The sequence below is a fragment of the Streptomyces sp. DI166 genome, assembly GCF_900091315.1.
GTDB classification, from domain to species: Bacteria; Actinomycetota; Actinomycetes; order Streptomycetales; family Streptomycetaceae; genus Streptomyces; species Streptomyces fuscus.
Genome location: NZ_FLSP01000014.1, coordinates 1 through 17,681, shown reverse-complemented (window position 1 = coordinate 17,681; position 17,681 = coordinate 1). Strand labels below are relative to the sequence as shown.

At 71.3% G+C, this 17,681-nt stretch carries 16 protein-coding genes and 1 riboswitch; of the genes, 8 read left to right on the top strand and 8 right to left on the bottom strand.

Translation table 11 applies throughout. From position 1 onward, the window contains the following. Window positions 1-3: 3 nt before the first annotated feature. The 5 genes from GA0115233_RS09585 to GA0115233_RS40950 all read right to left on the bottom strand — a co-directional run bounded on the left by GA0115233_RS09585 (window position 4) and on the right by GA0115233_RS40950 (window position 6,874). Window positions 4-1,014, bottom strand: a complete 1,011-nt coding sequence (locus GA0115233_RS09585) for an ABC transporter permease (RefSeq protein ID WP_255310117.1) — start codon at window positions 1,012-1,014, stop codon at window positions 4-6. A gap of 3 nt (window positions 1,015-1,017) precedes the next feature. Beyond that, window positions 1,018-2,037, bottom strand: a complete 1,020-nt coding sequence (locus GA0115233_RS09580) for a substrate-binding domain-containing protein (RefSeq protein ID WP_218063436.1) — start codon at window positions 2,035-2,037, stop codon at window positions 1,018-1,020. A gap of 185 nt (window positions 2,038-2,222) precedes the next feature. Beyond that, on the bottom strand, window positions 2,223-3,254 hold the full coding sequence (locus GA0115233_RS09575; protein ID WP_218063434.1) for a substrate-binding domain-containing protein: 1,032 nt from the start codon (window positions 3,252-3,254) through the stop codon (window positions 2,223-2,225). Window positions 3,255-3,365: 111 nt separating this feature from the next. Further along, window positions 3,366-4,373 (bottom strand): ABC transporter permease, encoded by a 1,008-nt coding sequence (locus tag GA0115233_RS09570; RefSeq protein ID WP_093719706.1) that lies wholly within the window; start codon window positions 4,371-4,373, stop codon window positions 3,366-3,368. Next, window positions 4,373-6,874 carry an ATP-binding cassette domain-containing protein gene (locus GA0115233_RS40950; protein WP_313895840.1) on the bottom strand — a complete coding sequence of 834 codons (2,502 nt, stop codon included), beginning with the start codon at window positions 6,872-6,874 and terminating at the stop codon, window positions 4,373-4,375. Before GA0115233_RS40950 ends, GA0115233_RS09570 begins: the two co-directional genes overlap by 1 nt. A gap of 286 nt (window positions 6,875-7,160) precedes the next feature. On the opposite strand from GA0115233_RS40950, the gene GA0115233_RS09560 reads away from it, so the two are divergent. Then, complete coding sequence (locus tag GA0115233_RS09560) at window positions 7,161-8,186, top strand: LacI family DNA-binding transcriptional regulator (protein WP_313895839.1); 1,026 nt, start codon at window positions 7,161-7,163, stop codon at window positions 8,184-8,186. Here GA0115233_RS09560 and GA0115233_RS09555 read toward each other — a convergent pair. Continuing rightward, a complete protein-coding gene (locus GA0115233_RS09555) occupies window positions 8,164-8,643 on the bottom strand; it encodes an ATP-binding protein (protein ID WP_093719704.1) in 480 nt (159 codons plus the stop codon). The genes GA0115233_RS09560 and GA0115233_RS09555 overlap by 23 nt on opposite strands. A 171-nt stretch (window positions 8,644-8,814) precedes the next feature. Between GA0115233_RS09555 and GA0115233_RS09550 the strand changes: the two genes are divergently transcribed. The 7 genes from GA0115233_RS09550 (at window position 8,815) to GA0115233_RS09520 (ending at window position 15,812) form a co-directional block, all read left to right on the top strand. Beyond that, the gene (locus GA0115233_RS09550) at window positions 8,815-9,867 is read left to right on the top strand and encodes a LacI family DNA-binding transcriptional regulator (RefSeq protein WP_313895831.1); all 1,053 of its coding nucleotides are present in this window, start codon (window positions 8,815-8,817) and stop codon (window positions 9,865-9,867) included. A 94-nt stretch (window positions 9,868-9,961) separates the two neighbouring features. Then, a riboswitch (cobalamin riboswitch) is annotated at window positions 9,962-10,146 on the top strand. Window positions 10,147-10,391: 245 nt separating this feature from the next. Further along, window positions 10,392-11,609, top strand: coding sequence for an ABC transporter substrate-binding protein (locus tag GA0115233_RS09545; RefSeq protein ID WP_255310114.1), 1,218 nt, complete (start codon window positions 10,392-10,394; stop codon window positions 11,607-11,609). Further along, window positions 11,606-12,706 (top strand): FecCD family ABC transporter permease, encoded by a 1,101-nt coding sequence (locus tag GA0115233_RS09540; RefSeq protein ID WP_250746061.1) that lies wholly within the window; start codon window positions 11,606-11,608, stop codon window positions 12,704-12,706. Before GA0115233_RS09545 ends, GA0115233_RS09540 begins: the two co-directional genes overlap by 4 nt. Beyond that, on the top strand, window positions 12,703-13,749 hold the full coding sequence (locus GA0115233_RS09535; RefSeq protein WP_093719702.1) for an ABC transporter ATP-binding protein: 1,047 nt from the start codon (window positions 12,703-12,705) through the stop codon (window positions 13,747-13,749). Before GA0115233_RS09540 ends, GA0115233_RS09535 begins: the two co-directional genes overlap by 4 nt. Next, window positions 13,743-14,450: a (2Fe-2S)-binding protein gene (locus GA0115233_RS09530; RefSeq protein WP_093719701.1), complete on the top strand. Its 708-nt coding sequence runs from the start codon at window positions 13,743-13,745 to the stop codon at window positions 14,448-14,450. Before GA0115233_RS09535 ends, GA0115233_RS09530 begins: the two co-directional genes overlap by 7 nt. After that, on the top strand, window positions 14,447-15,007 hold the full coding sequence (locus GA0115233_RS09525; RefSeq protein ID WP_093719700.1) for a DUF7676 family protein: 561 nt from the start codon (window positions 14,447-14,449) through the stop codon (window positions 15,005-15,007). Before GA0115233_RS09530 ends, GA0115233_RS09525 begins: the two co-directional genes overlap by 4 nt. A 148-nt stretch (window positions 15,008-15,155) precedes the next feature. Further along, window positions 15,156-15,812 carry a hypothetical protein gene (locus GA0115233_RS09520; protein WP_093719699.1) on the top strand — a complete coding sequence of 219 codons (657 nt, stop codon included), beginning with the start codon at window positions 15,156-15,158 and terminating at the stop codon, window positions 15,810-15,812. Window positions 15,813-15,814: 2 nt separating this feature from the next. Here GA0115233_RS09520 and GA0115233_RS09515 read toward each other — a convergent pair whose 3' ends face one another. Both GA0115233_RS09515 and GA0115233_RS09510 read right to left on the bottom strand, forming a co-directional pair. After that, a complete protein-coding gene (locus GA0115233_RS09515; RefSeq protein WP_218063431.1) occupies window positions 15,815-16,204 on the bottom strand; it encodes a putative zinc-binding protein in 390 nt (129 codons plus the stop codon). Between the two features lie 98 nt (window positions 16,205-16,302). Then, on the bottom strand, window positions 16,303-17,681 hold a 1,379-nt coding region (locus GA0115233_RS09510; RefSeq protein WP_176711700.1), incomplete at its 5' end, for a multicopper oxidase domain-containing protein.

The window sequence follows — 17,681 nt, the reverse complement described above, 5'->3', positions numbered from 1 at the left end:
TCGTCATGTCGCCCGGACCCGGACCAGCCGGTCCACGGCGACCGCGACGATGACGAGGACGCCGGTGGCCACCTGTTGGTAGAGGCTGTCGATGCCGGCCTGGGTGAGCCCGTTGGCCAGGACGGTGACCACCAGGGCGCCCAGGATGGTGCCGGGGATGCTGCCGCGCCCGCCGAAGAGGCTGGTGCCGCCGATGACGACGGCCGTGATGCTCTCCAGGTTGCCGAGCTGGAAGGCGTTGGGGTCGGCGTTGGGGATGCGGCCCAGCGCCTGCCAGGCGGCGATGCCGTAGACGAAGCCGGCGAGCAGGTAGACGCTGAGGACGACCCGCTTGGTGTTGACGCCGCTGAGGCGGGCGGCCTCCTCGTCGTCGCCGACGGCGTAGACGTTGCGGCCCCAGGAGGTCTGGGTCAGGGCGAACCAGACGCCGGCGGTCAGCAGGATCATCACGGTCATCCCGACCGTGACCTCGATCCGCCCGAACAGATAGCTCTTCTCCCCCAGCCAGGTCAGCAGCGACGACGTGACGGGGAAGCTCTGGCCGCTCGCGTAGAGCTGTGAGGTGGCGGTGAGGACGCTGAGCACGCCGAGGGTGACGATGAACGGCGGCAGGGCGAGCCGGGTGACCAGGACGCCGGACAGACCGCCGAGGGCGGTGCACAGCACGATGCCGACGATCAGGGCGGCCAGGGGTGGCATCCCGCTCTCCCCGGCGAGCCGGGCGATCACCAGGGTGCCGAGCACCATGATGGCCGCGTTGGCCAGGTCGATGCCCGCCGTGAGGATGATCAGGGTCTGCCCGATGGCCAGGGTGCCCACGACGAGCACCTGCTGGACGATGAGCGAGCCGTTGTCGACGGTGAAGAAGGTGTCGGTCGTCAGCGCGAAGACGGTGACCGCGACCAGGAGGGCGACCAGGGGTCCCGCGGCCGTGCTGGTGGCGAACCACTTCATCAGGGTGCGGCCGCGTCGCGCGGCGCTCCGGTCCTTCGGGGCCGTGGTGGTGGCGGTCACGGCTCACCCCCAGCAGTTCTTCAGGCCCCAGGCGGTGTCCTTGCTGGGCACGCCGGGGACGGGGTCGTCGGTGATGAGCTGTGAGCCGGTGTCGACGAAGCCGGAGGGCTCGGTGCCGTTGTCGGCGTACTCCACGACGGCGTCGACGCCCGTCCGCGCCATCTTCTGCGGGAACTGCATGACCGTCGCCGCGAACCGGCCCTCCTTGACGTTGCGCACACCGGTGCAGGAGCCGTCGATGGAGCCGATGACCACGTCCCCGGACCCGGCCTTCGCACCCAGCGCCTTGGCGGCGCCCGCGGCGGCGGGCTCGTTGATGGTGTAGACGGCGTTGACACCGGGGTCGCGCTGGAGCAGGTTCTCCATCGCCGTCTGGGCCTTGGTCTGGTCGCCGTTGGTGACCGCCGTGCCCTTGATCTCCGGTGAATTCTCGGTGAGGCCCATGCCTTCGAGGAAACCGGTGTGGCGCTGGTCGTCCACGGTGGAGCCCGGAGTGCCGTCCAGCAGGAGGACGTTGGGCTCCTCCTTGCCGAGCGCGGCGCGGACGTACGTGCCCTGCGCGACCCCGGCGGCCTTGTTGTCGGTGGCGAACGTGGCGTCCACCGCGTCGGCCGGGTCGGTGGCGGTGTCGAGGGCGATCACCAGGATGCCCTTGGCCCGGGCCGCCGCGATGGCCCCGAGTACGCCCTTGGAGCTGCTGGGGGTGATCAGGATGCCCTTGACGTTCTGGGCGACCAGGTTGTTGATGGCGTCGACCTGGCCCTGGTTGTCCCCGTCGAACTTGCCGGCGAGGGCGATCAGTTTCGCACCGCGCCTGTCGGCCTGGGCCAGGGCGGCCTCACGGAGTTCGACGAAGTACGGGTTGGTGTTGGTCTTGGTCACCAGCCCGATCGCGACCTGGTCACCGGAGTTGCCGGAGGAGTCGCCGCCGACCTTCTCGGACGTACAGGCGGCACTCGTCACCACGCAGGCGGCCGCCGCGACCATGACCACGGCACTGGTCCGCACCTTCTTCCCAGACATGAATACCTCCTGATAACGCCGCAATCGGGCGCGACAAATGCGACGATACAGCCCCGAAACCGGGCCGAACAGCAATTGCGCAAAGCTTTGCGCCATGAGGTGCGGACGGTCCCCCATCGAGGGGAGAAGCCCTCGGGGACAGGGGACCGCCCGCGCCCTCGGGAAGAACTCGGAACTGGAAGTGCTCAGAACTCGAAGTCGTCGATGTTCTTCGGTGTGACGACGGTGGCCGGGCCCAGCACCACCTCGCCGCGCTCGCCGACCGTGTACGTGCCGAGCTCCCCGGCCGGTATCCGCTCACCGGGCTCGGCCTTCACCTTGCACTGCGCGAGCGCCTGGGCCGCGTGGTAGGACAGCCCGCCGAGGTCGTGCACGTTCCACCAGATGTCCTGCACGTCCCCGCCGCGAATGTACTTCTTGATCAACGAGGCCGGGGCCAGTCCGGTCAGCTTCACCCGGCCGAGGTCACCGGTCTGGGACAGCGCCTCCGCCGCGGCGGGCAGGCCGATGCCGGCCGGGACGATGATGCCCTTGAGCTTCGGGTACGCCTGCACGAGCGACTTCGCCTTCTGGGCGTTCACGTCGGCCTTCTCCTGGCCGTAGGCGACCGTCACCAGTTTCATGTCCTTGAGTTTCGGATCGGTGGCCAGCCGGGACTTCATGTCCTCGATCCAGGCGTTCTGGTTGACAGCCGTCTCGGTGGACGACAGCACCGCGAACTCGCCCTTGTGACCGATGAGTTCGGCCATGCTGTCGAGCATCTTCGCGCCCAGCTCGGAGGTCTTGGCCTGGTTGACGAACAGGGAGCGCGCGTCGGTGGCCACGTCGGAGTCGACGGAGATGACCTTGATGCCCGCCCGCCGGGCCTTCCTCAGTGCCGCGGCCGCGCCGTTGAGGTCGCTTCCGGAGATGACGATGGCACCCACCTTCTGGGCGATGAGCTGGTTGACGAACGGGATCTGGGCGGCGCCCGTGGCCTCGCTGGGCGCCGTGTAGACGACCTCCCCGCCGATCTCCTCCGCCGCCGCCTTCGCGCCGTCGCGCAGGGTCGTCATGTACGGGTCGGTGCCGAGCTTGGGCAGATAGCCGACAGTCACCGGCCCAGAGGAGCAGGTGTCCGCGGCCTTGCTCGCGCCCCCGTCCTCACCGGCGCATCCGCTCACCGCGGCGCCCAGTGCCAGGGTCACGGCCAGCGCGATCGATCTGCGACGCATCATCATGGTTCTCCGTTCCGGGGGGTGGTGCGGTCTTGCGTGGGGGTTGTGAACCGGGTCTTGCGTGGGGCTCTTGAAGCGGGTGTTCCGCTGGTCCTGAAGGGGCGCTTCGGCTCAGGGGACCGCCGACTCCCGTACCGCGAGTGCGCGCAGCCGGCGCCGGGTCAGCGCGGCGTGGACGCGGTGGGCGGTGTTGGTGGCCAGCAGCGAGAGGATCAGCAGGGCTCCTACGGCCGCGCTCTGGGCGTATCCGCTGACATTGCCGAGCTGGAGCATGCTGCGCAGGCCGACCACGAGGACGAGCGCCCAGCAGACGCCGGGCATCCGGCCCTTGCCGCCCAGCACGCTGACCCCGCCGAGGAACACGACGGTGATGGCGTCGAGTTCGAAGCCCAGAGCGCCGTCCGGGGCGGCCTGGCTGGTGCGGGCCACGGTGATGACCCCGGCGAGCGCGGCGACGGCGCCGGAGACGACGAACAGTCCGAACCGGATGCGGTTCAGGCGGACGCCCGCGTAGCGGGCGATGTCCGGCCCGCCGCCGATGGCGTAGGTACGGCGCCCCGCGGCGGTGCGGTGCAGATACAACGCGAACAGCGGGGCGAGGACCAGGAAGGGCACGATGTCCCAGGGCACGTAGGTGCGCGGGATCGTCTCGTTGCCGAACGTGGTGAGGGACAGGGGGATGTCGGTGATCGGGGTCCCACCGAGCAGCACGTAGCACAGGCCGCGGAACAGGGCGAGCGTGCCGAGGGTGACCACGAGGGAGGGCAGCCCGACGAAGGTGACCAGTACGCCGTTGAGCGCCCCGCACAGCGTTCCGGCGAGCAGCGCCAGGGTGATGGCGAGCGGCAGCGGGCCGCCGGCCTCAAGGGCCATGCCGAGGACGACGCCGCTGAGTCCGGCGACGCTGGCCACGGAGATGTCGATCTCCCGGGCGATGATCAGCAGGGCGAGCGGGAGGACCAGCAGGGCCTTGTCCGACATCTGCGAGACCGAGTTGGCGAAGTTGAACCCGCCGGCGAAACCGGGCTGGGTGAGCGAGGCCGCCACCAGCAGCACGACGACGAGAGCGGCGAGGATGTAGTCCCAGCTGGTGAGCCGGGCCCGCAGGGAGGTGCGCATCAGACGGCCCTCCGATGGGAGCGGCGGCGGGCGAGGGCCGCGTCGAACGAGACGGCGACGAGGATCACGGCGCCGAACACGGCCTGCAGATAGCGGGAGTCGACACGCACCAGGGTGAGCACGTTCTCGATCACCAGCAGGGTGAAGGTGCCGAGGGCGACCTGCTGCACGGTGCCGGAACCTCCGCGCAGGGCGACTCCGCCGACCACGACCGAGGCGATGACGGTGAGTTCGAGACCGTAGGCCGCCTGGCCGTCGACGGTGCCGTAGTGCGAGGCCCACAGGGCGCCAACCAGTCCGGCGAGCAGCCCGGACACGGTGAACGCGGCGAGCACGTGCCGGTCCACCGGAATGCCGATCTGCCGGGCACCGGCCGGGTTGGAGCCCGAGGCGTACAGCTCGCGGCCCTGTCTGGTGCGGCCCAGCGCGAACCCGGCCGCGGCGAAGAGCGCCAGGCTGATCCAGATGAGCACGGACACACCGAGCGGTTTCGCCGCCGTCCACGCCAGCCAGGCATCCGGGACCTCACCCGCGGCGACCTGCTTGCCCGCGGACATCATCGCGTCGATGCCGCGGAAGAGCGCCAGCGTGCCGAGCGTGGCCACAATGGAGGGCACCTGTCCGTACGACACCACCAGTCCGTTGAACACTCCGCAGACCAGCCCGATCGCGCAGGCCAGGAGCACGGGGACGACGATCGGCAGGCCGGGATGGTCCTTGATCAGCGAGGCCGAGGCGAAGGCGGTCAGTCCGATGACCGACGACACCGACAGATCGATGTTGCGGGTCAGCATGACCAGCAGCTGACCGAGGGCCACGGTGCCGAGCAGGGCGGCGCTGATGGTCAGGTCGGACAGGTTGCCGAGCGACAGGAACTGGGGGTTGAGCAGGCTGAGCGGCAGGACCAGCGCGAGCAGCGCCATGAGCAGTCCGGTCTCCCGGCGGGAGCGGAGCCGGGCCCACAGCGATCGCCCGGAGGGGCGGTCCGCCTCCGCCGACGCCTTCCGGGCCTCGGGCGCGCCTTCCTCGCCGACTCCGGTGGCGGCCAGCCCCACGGCGTAGGGAGTCGCCTGGTCCCGGTCGAACTCGGCGGCCACCGAGCCGTGCCGCATGACCAGGACGCGGTCGGACATGCCGAGCAGTTCCGGCAGGTCCGAGGAGATCAGCAGGATCGCCATGCCCTTCTCCGCGAGGGAGTTGACGATCCGGTGCACCTCGGCCTTGGCGCCGATGTCGATGCCCTGGGTCGGCTCGTCGAGGATCAGCAGCCGCGGCTGCACGGCGAGCCACTTCGCGAGCACGACCTTCTGCTGGTTGCCGCCCGACAGGGCCCCGACCGGCTGGTCGTACCCGGCGGAGCGCAGCTTCATCCGCTCCAGGGCACCTGACACCAGGGCGAGTTGAGCACGCCGGAGCACCAGGCCGAACCGGGTCGCCTTGTCGATGACGGGGAGTGTGGCGTTCTCCAGGACGGAGAACTCCTCGATCACGCTCTGCCCGCGGCGGTCCTCCGAGACGTAGGCGATACCGCGCGAGAGCGCGTCGGCGACGGACCGCGGGGCGACCGGTTCCCCGTTCAGCCGGATCTCGCCGGAGTCCGGCCGCCGCACTCCGAAGAGCACGCGAGCCAGTTCGGTACGGCCGCTGCCCACGAGCCCGGCGAGCCCCACGATCTCCCCCGCCCGCACCGTGAGGTCGACATCCTCGAACTCCCCCTTCCGGGAGAGGCCGTTGACCTGGAGGACGGCGTCGCCCGGTGTGACCTCGCGCTCGGGGTAGAGGTCGGTGAGTTCCCGGCCGACCATCAGGGCAACCGCGTCCCGCTGGGTGATGTCACGGCTGCGTACGGTCTTCAGCAGCCGTCCGTCGCGCAGGACGGCGAGCCGGTCGCAGATCCGGAAGATCTCCTCCATCCGGTGGCCGACGAACATCATCGCCACGCCGCGTTCCCGCAGCCGGTGGATGACGCCCTCCAGGGTGGCCACCTCCGCGGCGGACAGGGCGGCGGTCGGCTCGTCGAGGATCAGCACCTCGGCCTCGCCCGCGAGGGCGCGGGCGATCTCCACGAGCTGCTGCTCGGAGGTGGACAGCTCGGACACCGGCAGACCGGGGTCGCGGTCCAGGCCCAGCACGGCGAGCCAGCGGGCGGCCTCCTCGCGCATCAGCCGGAAGTCGACCGCGCCGGTGCGGGTGCGGGGCAGCCGGCCGGTGTGGATGTTCTCGGCGATGGAGAGGTCGCCGAACAGGCCCGGGTGCTGGTGCACCACGGCCACTCCGTGCCGGCGGGCGTCGGCGGGACCGTGGAGGACCAGGTCGCGGTCGCCCATGCGGACGACGCCCCGGTCCGGCCGGTGCACCCCGGCCAGGATCTTGACGCAGGTGCTCTTGCCCGCGCCGTTCTCACCGAGCAGGCCGAGCACCTCGCCGCGGCGCAGACTCAGGGACACCCCGTCGAGAACGGTGGTCGAGCCGAACACCTTGGCCGCGTCGAGGAGTTCCATGGCGACGGCGCCGCGCGGCGGGGCGGCCACCGCGGCTCCGGGGGCGCGACTTCGAGTACGGGCAGTGTCCATCGCGGCTCCTGTGAGGTCGGGGTGGAGAGAGGGTGGGGACGGGGGCGGCGGGTCGCGAATGTGTTAAGCGCTTAGATTCGTCGACCGGCCGCCACATTAAGGGCGCGTTAAGCGCTTAACAAGGGGGGACCGGCCGGTAATCTAAGCGATTAACAACAGCCGGACCGATGACAGCGCCCGGCCCGACAGCGACGAAGGTGATCCCGTGACGACCATGACCGAGGTGGCACGCGTCGCGGGCGTGTCCATCGCCACGGTTTCCTACGTGGTCAACGGGACCCGGCCGGTGCGCGAGGAGACCCGGCGCAGGGTCGAGGAGGCCATCGCCCGCACCGGCTACACACCCAACTCCCTGGCCCGCTCCCTCGCCATGTCGAGCACCAGCTCCATCGGCGTGGTCGTGTCGGCGATCACGAACCCCTTCTTCGCGGGCGTCCTCGCGGGCGTCGACCAGGCGGCCGTACGCGCCGGACTGACCCTGCTCCTCGCCGACTCGCACGACGAACCCGAGCGTGAGTACGAGGTGGTGCGCAGCCTGCGCCAGCGCCGCGTGGACGGCGTCATCCTCGCGGCCTCGGTCAGCCCCGGACGCACTCTGGACCACTTGCGGGAGTCCAGGACGCCCACGGTGCTGGTGGACCGGGTCGTCGACGACCGCTTCGACCAGATCGGCCCGGAGAACGAGGAGGCCACCGCCTCCCTGGTCGACCACTTCACCGCGCTGGGCCACACCCGGATCGGCCTGATCGGCGGCAAGTCGGGCCTCGGCACCAGCAGGGAACGCCTCACCGGCTACCGCCTGGGCCTGACCCGGGGCGGACTGCCCTACGACCCCTCCCTGGTGGCCGACGGCAACTCCGACATCCCCGGCGGCCGCGCGGCCATGGAGCGGCTGCTGGCCGCCGGCACTCCTCCGACCGCCGTGATCGTCGGCAACAACGCCATGGTCATCGGCGCGATGCAGGCCCTGCGGACGGCCGGCCTGATCATCCCTCAGGACATGGCCCTGGTCTCCTACGACGACCTGCCGGGCGCCGACCTGTTCGACCCGCCGCTGACCGCCTTCGCCCAGCCCACCGGCACCCTCGGGGAGCGCGCGGTCCAGCTCCTCCTCGAACGCCTCGCGGACCCGGACGCACCCCCGCGCGTGGAGCGCCTGCGGCCCCGGCTGACGCACCGCCGGTCCTGCGGGTGCGCGGAGCAGCCGGGCCCGCCCTCTACAGAGCGGCGACAGCCATGAGTTCGGCGTCGAAGGCTGCGAACTCAGGGGCGGGCGCCGACACATCGAACTCGGCGCGGACCCGGGTGCCGTTCACCGAGGACTCGACGGAGCAGTGCGTGGCGTAGGCGCGGACGATGTTCAGGCCGCGGCCCCGGGTCCGGTCGGACTCGCACCGCCGCACCGGTGACGGCTCGCGGGGCAGCCATGTGCCGTTGTCCTTCACCAGGACGGTCACGGTGGCACCCCGCAGGCGCATGCCGAGTTCGACGTCGGGGCTGCCGCTGTGCAGGACGGCGTTGGTGACCAGTTCGGAGACGGTCACGCGCACGGCGTGGACCGCATCCTCGGCCATCCCCCAGCGCCGGGCCGTGTCCCGGGCGAAGGCCCGCAGGGCGGGCACCGCCTCACTGGTAGTGGCCATGGAGCAGACGGCGTCGGCCTGTGGGGCGGCGAGTCCGGCGGCTTTCGTGAACATGATGGCTACCTCCTCACCTGCCCCCTGTCCGGCGGCACACAGGGAAGTTACAGGGCGGCGCGACACCCCGTAAAGACTTTGCGCAAAGCTTTGCCACCCACTTCCGCCGCCTCCTTGCCGAGGCCGGGCACCCCCATCCGGGGCGGTTCCGTTTGCGCAAATTTTGCTAGTATGCCGTTCATGGCAGGCAGGCGTCCCCGTCAGACCGCCACGATGAGCGACGTGGCGCGCATCGCGGGTGTTTCCGTCTCGACGGTCTCTCACGTGCTGAACAGAACCCGCACGGTGGCCCCGGACACGGTCCGTCTCGTGCACGACGCGGTGGCCGCCTGCGGTTACGTCCCCGAGAAGCAGGCGCGGCAGCAGCGCGAGGAGTTCGGCACCATCGGGCTCGCGATGTCCGCGATCTCCAACCCCTACTTCGCCGACGTCGTGCACGGACTCGACCGCCGGGCGACCAAGGAGGGCTACTCCCTGCTGCTGGCCGAGACCCACGACGACGCGGACACAGAACTGCGGGCCGTGGGCGAACTGCTCCGGCGCAGGGTGAGCGCGATCGTGCTCGCCCCGTCCGGCGACGCGGCGCGGACGCTGAGCTACGCCAGGCAGGCCGGCATCCCCGTGACGGTGCTGGACCGCTTCGTGCGGGAGGAGGTCGACCAGATCGGCGTGGAGAACATCGAGTCCACCGCCCGTCTCGTCGACCACCTCGCGGAGATCGGCCACACCCGGATCGCGATGATCTCCGGCCGCCCCGGGCTGGCCACGTCGGAGGAACGCGTCCGCGGCTACCGGCGGGGCCTGGAGCGCAACAACATCCCCAGGCGGGACGAGTACTTGGTCCCGGGTGACTCCCAGGCGCCCCCCGCACAGCACGCGGTCACCAAGCTCCTGCACCTGTCCAGGCCGCCGACCGCGCTCGTCGTGGGCAACAACCAGATGACCATCGGGACGATGCGGGGACTGCGGTCCGCCGGCATCCGCGTCCCCGACGACATCGCGCTGGTCGCCTTCGACGACTTCGAGTGGTCGGACCTGTTCCAGCCCCGGCTGACCGCGATCGCCCAGCCCACCCTGATGATCGGCGAGCAGGCATTCGAGCTGGCCCTGTCCCGGATCTCGCACCCCGACCTGCCTCCGCGCCGGGTCCTGATCCAGCCGACGTTCCAGCACCGTGACTCGTGCGGCTGCGGGTCCGGGGAGGACGGCGGCTCCGCCCGCTGAGGCCGTCGGCAACGCTGCCCGATCATGGACGTGGAGTAGTCGCCCCTACCCTCCCTGTGGCTGATCGCACAAAAGGCGCCCTGGCGTGCCCAACCCCCGTTCTGCGATGCTTCGTCCGACAAGCGACGGCGGAACGAGGAAGCCGGTGAGATTCCGGCACGGTACCGCCACTGTGTAGGGGGAGCGACTCCGCCCATGGCCACCGTCCCGCGAGGGATGGGAAGGCCGGAGAAGCTGTGATCCCAAGTCAGGAGACTCACGCCGTCGCACCTCGAAGTACGGGGCGGATTTCCCCGAGAGAGGCGGTGGCACTCGTGTGCCCGTGCAGGTGTGTCGGCGGCCGTGGGCTGCCCGTGTTCCGTCGGAGCCGTCGCGTGACGAGTGACGTGCCCTTGCTCCGCTTCCGGTTCTAGCGAGCCTCCCTCCCCTTTCTCAACGGGCCTTCCCCGTACGCCCCTTCACCGCACCGCCACCGCGTGCCGCGCGCCCGGTGCGTCTGTCACGCATGCCATCCGGAGCTGCCTGTGTCCGTACGTCGTTTCCCCCTGCCCTCGGCCGCCGCCGTCCTCACCACCGCCCTCGCCCTCACGCTCACCGCGTGCGGTGACCCCGATGCCCCCGCCGGCGCCAAAGCGCAGGCGCCGCAGGCTGGTTGCATCAAGGACTTCGACCCGGGCACGGACTACTTCCCGGTCAAGTCGCAGGTGAAGCACGCCAAGAACTTCACCCTCCGCTACGAGAAGAGCTACCAGGTCCTCACCGTCAAGGAGCCGTACCCGAAGGGCCGGCCCGAGTCGTACGTGCTGGTCAAGTGCGGTGCTCCGAAGCCGGAGTTGACCGGTGCGCTGGCGAAGGCGCAGCAGATCACCGTGCCGGTCAAGAGCCTGTACTCCGCCTCCACCACCCATCTGCCGCTGCTCACCGAGACCGGCACCCTGGACGTGCTGACCGGTGTCGCGAGCAAGGCGAACATCTCCTCCGCCGAGGTGATCGAGCGGGTGGAGGAGGGCAAGGTCACCGAGTACGCCAAGGACCGCGCCATCAACGCCGAGACGGTCATCGGCGAGCAGCCGGACGTGCTGATGACCCAGGGCACCGACGACCCGCAGTACCCGAAGCTGCGTCAGGCGGGGATCGCGGTGGTCGCCAACGCCGAGTGGCTGGAGCCCAGTCCGCTGGGCCGTGCCGAGTGGGTGAAGGCGATGGCCGCGCTCACCGGCGCGGAGAAGCGGGCCGACGAGCTGTTCGACACCGTCGAGGCCGACTATCGCGAGGTCGCCGAGAAGGCGGCCAAGGTGTCCGAGCCCGTACAGGTGCTGCCCGGCACGATGTATCAGGGGACGTGGTACATGCCGGCCGGCGGCAGTTACGCGGCCCGGCTCATCAAGGACGCCGGCGGAACCTACCCCTGGTCGGGCAAGGGTGGTTCCGGGAATCTCCAGCTCAACTTCGAGGCCGTGTACGCCAAGGGCGGCGACGCCCCGGTCTGGCTCGCCGACCAGCGGTGGAAGTCCACCGCGGACGCGGTGAAGGCGGACAACCGGTACGGGAAGCTGACGGCCGTCAGCGACGGCGAGGTCTGGACGAACACCAAGGCGCTCGGCCCCGGCGGCGGCAACGAGTACTACGAACGCGGCGTCCTGCGCCCCGACTTGGTCCTCGCCGACCTGTTCGCACTGCTCCACCCGGAGCAGGCGAAGGGCCACACCTTCGCCTTCTACCGACAGGTGCCCAAGGCATGACGACCCCCCTGGCCATCGAGCCCGAGAAGCCCGAGAAGCCATCGGCGGTACGGCCAAGGCGGCGGCGCGCTGCCGTCGTCCTCGCCCTCGCGGCCGGTACCGCCGCGCTGTTCGTGCTCACCGTCGCGACCGGTTCCCACCGGGTGCCGGTGGCGGAGGTGGTACGGGTCCTGCTGGGCGGCGCCGCGAAGGACCCGCGCTGGACCGTGATCGTCGAGGAGGTACGGCTGCCCCGCGCGCTGACGGCCACCGCCGTGGGCGCCGCCCTCGCGGTGGCGGGCGTGCAGATGCAGACGCTGTTCCGCAACGCGCTGGCCGATCCGTACTCCCTGGGCGTGAGTTCGGGCGCGAGCATGGGCGTCGCCGCCGTGGTCGTCGGCACCGGCGGGGTCGCCGGGAGCTTCACCGGGGACCTGGCCGGGCTGGGGCGGGTGGGCGTCGTACTGGCCGCCTCGATCGGCGCGGCCGCCGTACTGGCGCTCGTGCTGTTGCTGTCGCGCTGGGTGCGCTCGGCGGTCACCCTGCTGGTCATCGGCGTGATGATCGGCTCGGCGGCCACCGCCGTGGTGGGCGTGATGCTGGTGTACGCCCGGCCCGAGCGGGCCCAGCAGTTCGTGATGTGGGGCCTCGGCAGCTTCGGCGCCACCACCTGGCCCGACCTGAGGGTGATGCTGCCGGTCGTCGGCGCCGGGCTGCTCCTGGCCGCGCTGACCGCCAAGCGCCTCAACGCCCTGCTGCTCGGTGAGGACTACGCCCGCACCATGGGCCTGAACGTACGGCGCAGCCGCGACCTCGCCCTGCTCGGCACCTCGGTGCTGGCGGGCGCGGCCACCGCCTTCTGCGGCCCGATCGCCTTCCTGGGCCTGGCCGTTCCGCACCTGACCCGGGTGGCCCTCGGCACCTCGGACCACCGGGCGCTGATCCCCGCGTCCATGCTCGCCGGAGCCTTCCTGGCCCTGGCCTGCGCGCTGCTGAGCCAACCGCCGGGCACCGACTCCGTGCTGCCGCTGAACGCCATCACCTCCCTGTTCGGCGCCCCCGTCGTCATCACGTTCCTGATCCGCAGCCGCCGCGGCGTACAAGGAGTGGCCTCGTGACCGAGACGCTGACCGAGACAGCGGCCCAGCCGGGGATACGGACCGGTGGTCTGGAGACCGAGGAGCTGACCGTCGGCTACCGCACCCGCTCGCGGTCGTCCCGCGCCGTGCTGTCGGGGCTTGCCCTGCACGCCGCGCCCGGCGAACTGACCGTCCTGCTCGGCCCGAACGGCGCCGGGAAGTCCACCCTGTTGCGCACCCTGTGCGGACTTCTGCCGCCGCTGGAGGGCCGTATCCGGATCGGCGGCGCGGACCTGGCGCGGACCTCACCGGCCGCCCTCGCCCGTCGGCTGGCGGTCGTCCTCACCGACCGGGTGGACGCCGGGCTGCTGTCCGTACGGGAGTTGGCCGGACTCGGGCGCCATCCGCACACCGGGTTCACCGGCCGCCTCACGGCCGCGGACCACGCGGCCGTCGAGTGGTCACTGAAGGCGGTGGGCGCGGACCACCTCGCGGACCGACCGGCCGCGGAACTCTCGGACGGCGAGCGGCAACGCGTGCTCACCGCCCGCGCGCTCGCCCAGGAGCCCGAGGTCGTCCTCCTCGACGAGCCGACGGCATTTCTGGACGTGCCCTCACGGGTGGCGCTCACCGTGCTGCTGCGCGATCTGGCCCGGGACAAGGGCCTGACGGTCGTGGTCAGCACCCACGACCTGGAGCTGGCCCTGCGCGTGGCCGACGCGGTCTGGCTCGTCGACCGCACGTCCCGCGTCCACGCCGGGGCGCCCGAGGACCTGATCCGGGGCGGTGCGGTGGCGTCCGCCTTCGACGCCGACCACCTCGCCTTCGACCCGCTGACCGGCACCTTCGGCCTGCGCCGCGCCACCCGCGCCGCGGTGGCGGTGGACGCCCCGGCGGACGTACTCCCCTTGGTGGAAAGGGCGTTGGCCCGCGAGGGCCTGTCCGTGGCGGACACCGGGGCGGGGGCGGACGCGCGGGTGAGCTGGACGGAGGGGAGCCGCTTCACCCTCGTAGGACCGGACGCCCGTACGACGGAGGCGCACGGCTTCCACGAGCTGACCCGCACGGCGCGCACATGGTGACCCCCGAGGTCCTGGCGCGCATCGCCACGATCGGCCCGTACTTCGCGGTCGGCACGGGCCCCCGGCCGGACGGCTTCCGCCCCCTGACCGAGCTGTACGAGGACGGGGCCGCGCTGGACGCCTGCGTCGGGGCGGTCGCCGACCGCCTCGGCACCGACCGGCCCAGGGTCGCCGCCTCCACCCTGCACCTGGGCACGGCCTCCCGCCTGTGGTCACTGGCCCTGGCCTGCGCCGCGTACACCGGACGCGTCCCCGACCTGAACCCCGGCCGCCTGTGGTGGCGCCTGCCCGCCTCGGGCCCCCTCGACCTGTGGCTGACCGCCCCGAGCACCCTGGACGAGGAGGATCCCCGAACGGCCCTGCACCGCACGGTCGTCGTCGACAACCTCGCCCCCTGGGCGGACGCCGTCCGCCGCACGTCCGGCGTCTCCCCGCACACCCTGCGGGGCAACGCCGCCTCCGCCCTGATCGGCGCCCACCGCGTCCTGCTCACCAGAGCACCGCACACCCCACTCCCCGTCGTCCCCCTGGTCCGCGCCCTGCTGGACCACCCCCCGCTGGCAGGAGCCGGCACATACGCCGCGCCCCCGGCCCGTCCCCTGACCTTCCGACGCCGCAGTTGCTGCCTGTACTACCGCGTGCCGGGCGCGGGCACGTGCGGCGACTGCGTCCTGACCAACCACAGGGAGAAGACCGCATGACCGTCACCGAACCCACCGTCGTCGAGACGCCCTCGGGCGGCACCCAGCACGTCTGGCCGCTCCCGGTCGACGAGAAGACGCTCCTCGGCCTGATCACGACCGTCTTCACCGACCACTGGAAGCACATCCACTTCGGCCCGATCATCGAGGGTGCCGCCTGGGAGGTCGGCGCCCCCGGCGCCCCGACCGCGATCACCCTGAACGACGGGTACGTCACGGTCGACTTCGGCGCCTGGCACTTCCACCTGTGCATCGGCGAGCACACCGCCTCCGGCCCCGAACTCGGCCGGATCCGCCGCTGCTCGCGCGCCGAGCTGTACCGCGGTCTGGGCTCCGACGGGGCGCCCGTCACCTGGGGGATCCGCCTGTTCAACGGCCGCGACGAGCAGATGATGACGGTCCTGCTGCCCAACCCGTTCCTCACCGACCGCCAGGAGATCCTCGACACCCCCGATTTCGGCCGCCTCGCCGCCTGGGACGCCCTCCGCGCCCGGTTCCTCGGCCTCGGCCCCGATCCCCTGGACCGCACGGGGAGCGGCTTCCGGCACGGCGGCTGACGGCAGGGATCGCAGAACCCTCGCCGCCGTACTCCCGGCCAACTGCCGTCGGGAATCGGCTGGCAGACTTCCGGTGTGTTCCCCGCCCCGGTCGCCGCGGGCATGTTCGTGGACGACCCCGTCCGACCCTCATGAGAAGGCAGAGCCAGTGAACGACCAGGCACCCCAGCACCCGGAGTCCCAGCCCACCATTTCCCAGCCGGAACTCGTGGGCTCCTCGCAGCCCCCGCTTCCCCCGGCCCCGCCCACGCAGCCCGGGGGCTGGTACGGCGCCCCGTCGGCCCCGCCCACACAGCCCGCCGGCTGGTACGGCGCACCGCCGACGGCGCCTCGGCGCAGACGCGGTCCGGTGATCGGCGCCGTGGCGGCGGTCATACTCCTCGCCGGTGGCGGCGTCACCTGGTGGGCCCTGACCCGCGGCGACGACCCGATCGACCATGTCGAGCTCTCCGGCGGCAAGCTGGTGGAGGAGGAGCCCACCGACTCCTACGGCGGGGAGTGCGACGACACCGACGAGTACTCCTACAACGACTGCGAATCGGAGGACTCCGTCTACGAGTTCAAGTACAAGATCACCAACAAGGGCGACGGGCCCGCCAATTACTCGGTGATCGTCAACGCCTTCGACGAGGACGGCGACTACGTCGGCCAGACCTACATCGGCGCCTCCCATGTGGCGGCCGGCAAGACCGAGACCGAGAAGAGCGAGTTCGACGAGTACACGGCCCTGGAGGACGGCCGCGAGCTGTCCGACATCGACTCGGTGAAGGTCGCGTACGTGGAGCGGATGGCGCTGGCCAACTGAGCTCAGTGCTGCGGGGCGGTCTCCTCGACGGCCGCGGCGATCCTGGCGATCAGCCCGTCGAGGACCTGCTCCGCCTGCCGCGGGTCGAAGTCCTCGCCCAGCCGCTTGCGCACGCCGTCGTCGCTGAGGAGGTGGTGCACGGTGGGGGTCACGCCGTGCCGGGCGAGGCAGTTGCGGGCGCACTGAAGGACGCAGCCGTCGACGGCGATGACCGGACGGTCGCTGCGGGCCTTGCGCACGAGGCTCGGTACGTCGCCTCCGACCCCGGCGATGCACGACATCTCGGCGATGCCGCGCCGGTCGAGCTGGACGGCGATCCAGTTGGTCATCTGGGCCGCGCTCGAACAACCGGAGCAGGAGTAGACGAGGGGCAGGTCTTTGCGACGTTCCACACGGTGATGCTAGGCGGGGCGGGCGGTCCGGAGCATGGGGCTTTCGGGGCCGTGACCAGGGCCGTTCGGCCCCGGCGCGGGCTGCGCCGACGAGGCGTTCAGCGCACGCGGATCACTCCGTGCGCGCCCCGTTCCGCGTCCGTCATGGCGTGGGTGACGAAGGGGTAGGTGCCCGCCTCGGGGAAGGTCAGCTCCACGAAACCGCCCGACGCGGGGGCGAGATCGAGGACCTGTGCGCCTCCGCGTTCGGCGCCTCCCGGGCGCAGGTCGTAGGCGCCCTCGCGGAAGACGGTGTCGAACTGGCCGCCCACGACGTGGAAGGCGCTGGACACGTTCGGCCCGGCCGCCAGCACCCAGATCCGGACGCGTTCTCCGGTCCGCGCGGTCAGCGGGTCGTGGTCGTACTGGTTGGCGTACCCGTTGAAGGCGACCATGTCGTGCCGCTTGGCGTTCACCTTGTCGGCGTCGGCCGTGCCGTTCTGCCCGCCCAGGTAGAACTCCGACTGGACCAGCAGGTATTCGCGGTCCACCTCGGGGAGGTTCGGAGGGTCGATGACGACGGCGCCGAACATGCCGTTGGCGATGTGCAGGGACATCGGCATGGTCGAGCAGTGGTACATCCACACCCCGCTGCGGGTTGCCTTGAACCGGTACGTCAGGGACTGGCCGGGCTGGATGGTGCGCATCGGCCGGTCCGGGGCGAGCGCTCCGGCGTGGAAGTCGACGGAGTGGCCGATGCTTCCGTCGTTGACGAGGGTGATCTCGAAGGTGTCGCCGACCCTGCCGTGCAGGACGGGGCCGGGGGCGGTGCCGTCGAAGGTCCACAGGGTCTGGCGTACGCCCGGGGCGACTTCCGCCTTCGTCTCCTTCACGGTGAAGGTGCGCTTGTGCAGGGTGCCGGTGGCGGGCGGGAGCTGGGCGTCGCGGGCGGTGAAGCCCTCGGGCGGTTCGGCCATGGGGTCGAAGACCTTCGCGGCGGATGCGCCGGTGCCTGTGGCCTGGTCATGGGCCGTGCCGTCGTGGGCCGTGCCGTCGTGGTCGGTGCCATCGTGGTCGGTGCCATCGTGGTCGGTGCCATCGTGGTCGGTGCCATCGTGGTCGGCGGCTGCGCTCGACGGCTGCTCGGCCCCGGTGACGCGTACGGCGAACACCATGCCCATCTGCCGGTGCCCGACCACCGAGCACCAGCCCGACAGGTCCCGGCCGACGACTCCCACGTCCAGCGTGTCCCGCTTCCCGGGGCTGAGCCGCTCCGTGCGGGCGCCGGTCTCCAGGACCAGGTCGTGGGTGTCGGTGCCGGTGTTGTGCAGCCGGATCACCAGCCGGTCCCCGGCGGGCACGTCGACCGAGGCGGGCGAGAACCGCATCCCGCGGATCGTCACATCGACCTCGGTGGTACGGCCCGTCGGTGTCACCTCGCGCCCGCCGTCCGCGCTCGTGGCGGCGGACCGGCCCACGACGGGCAGCGACCGTACGT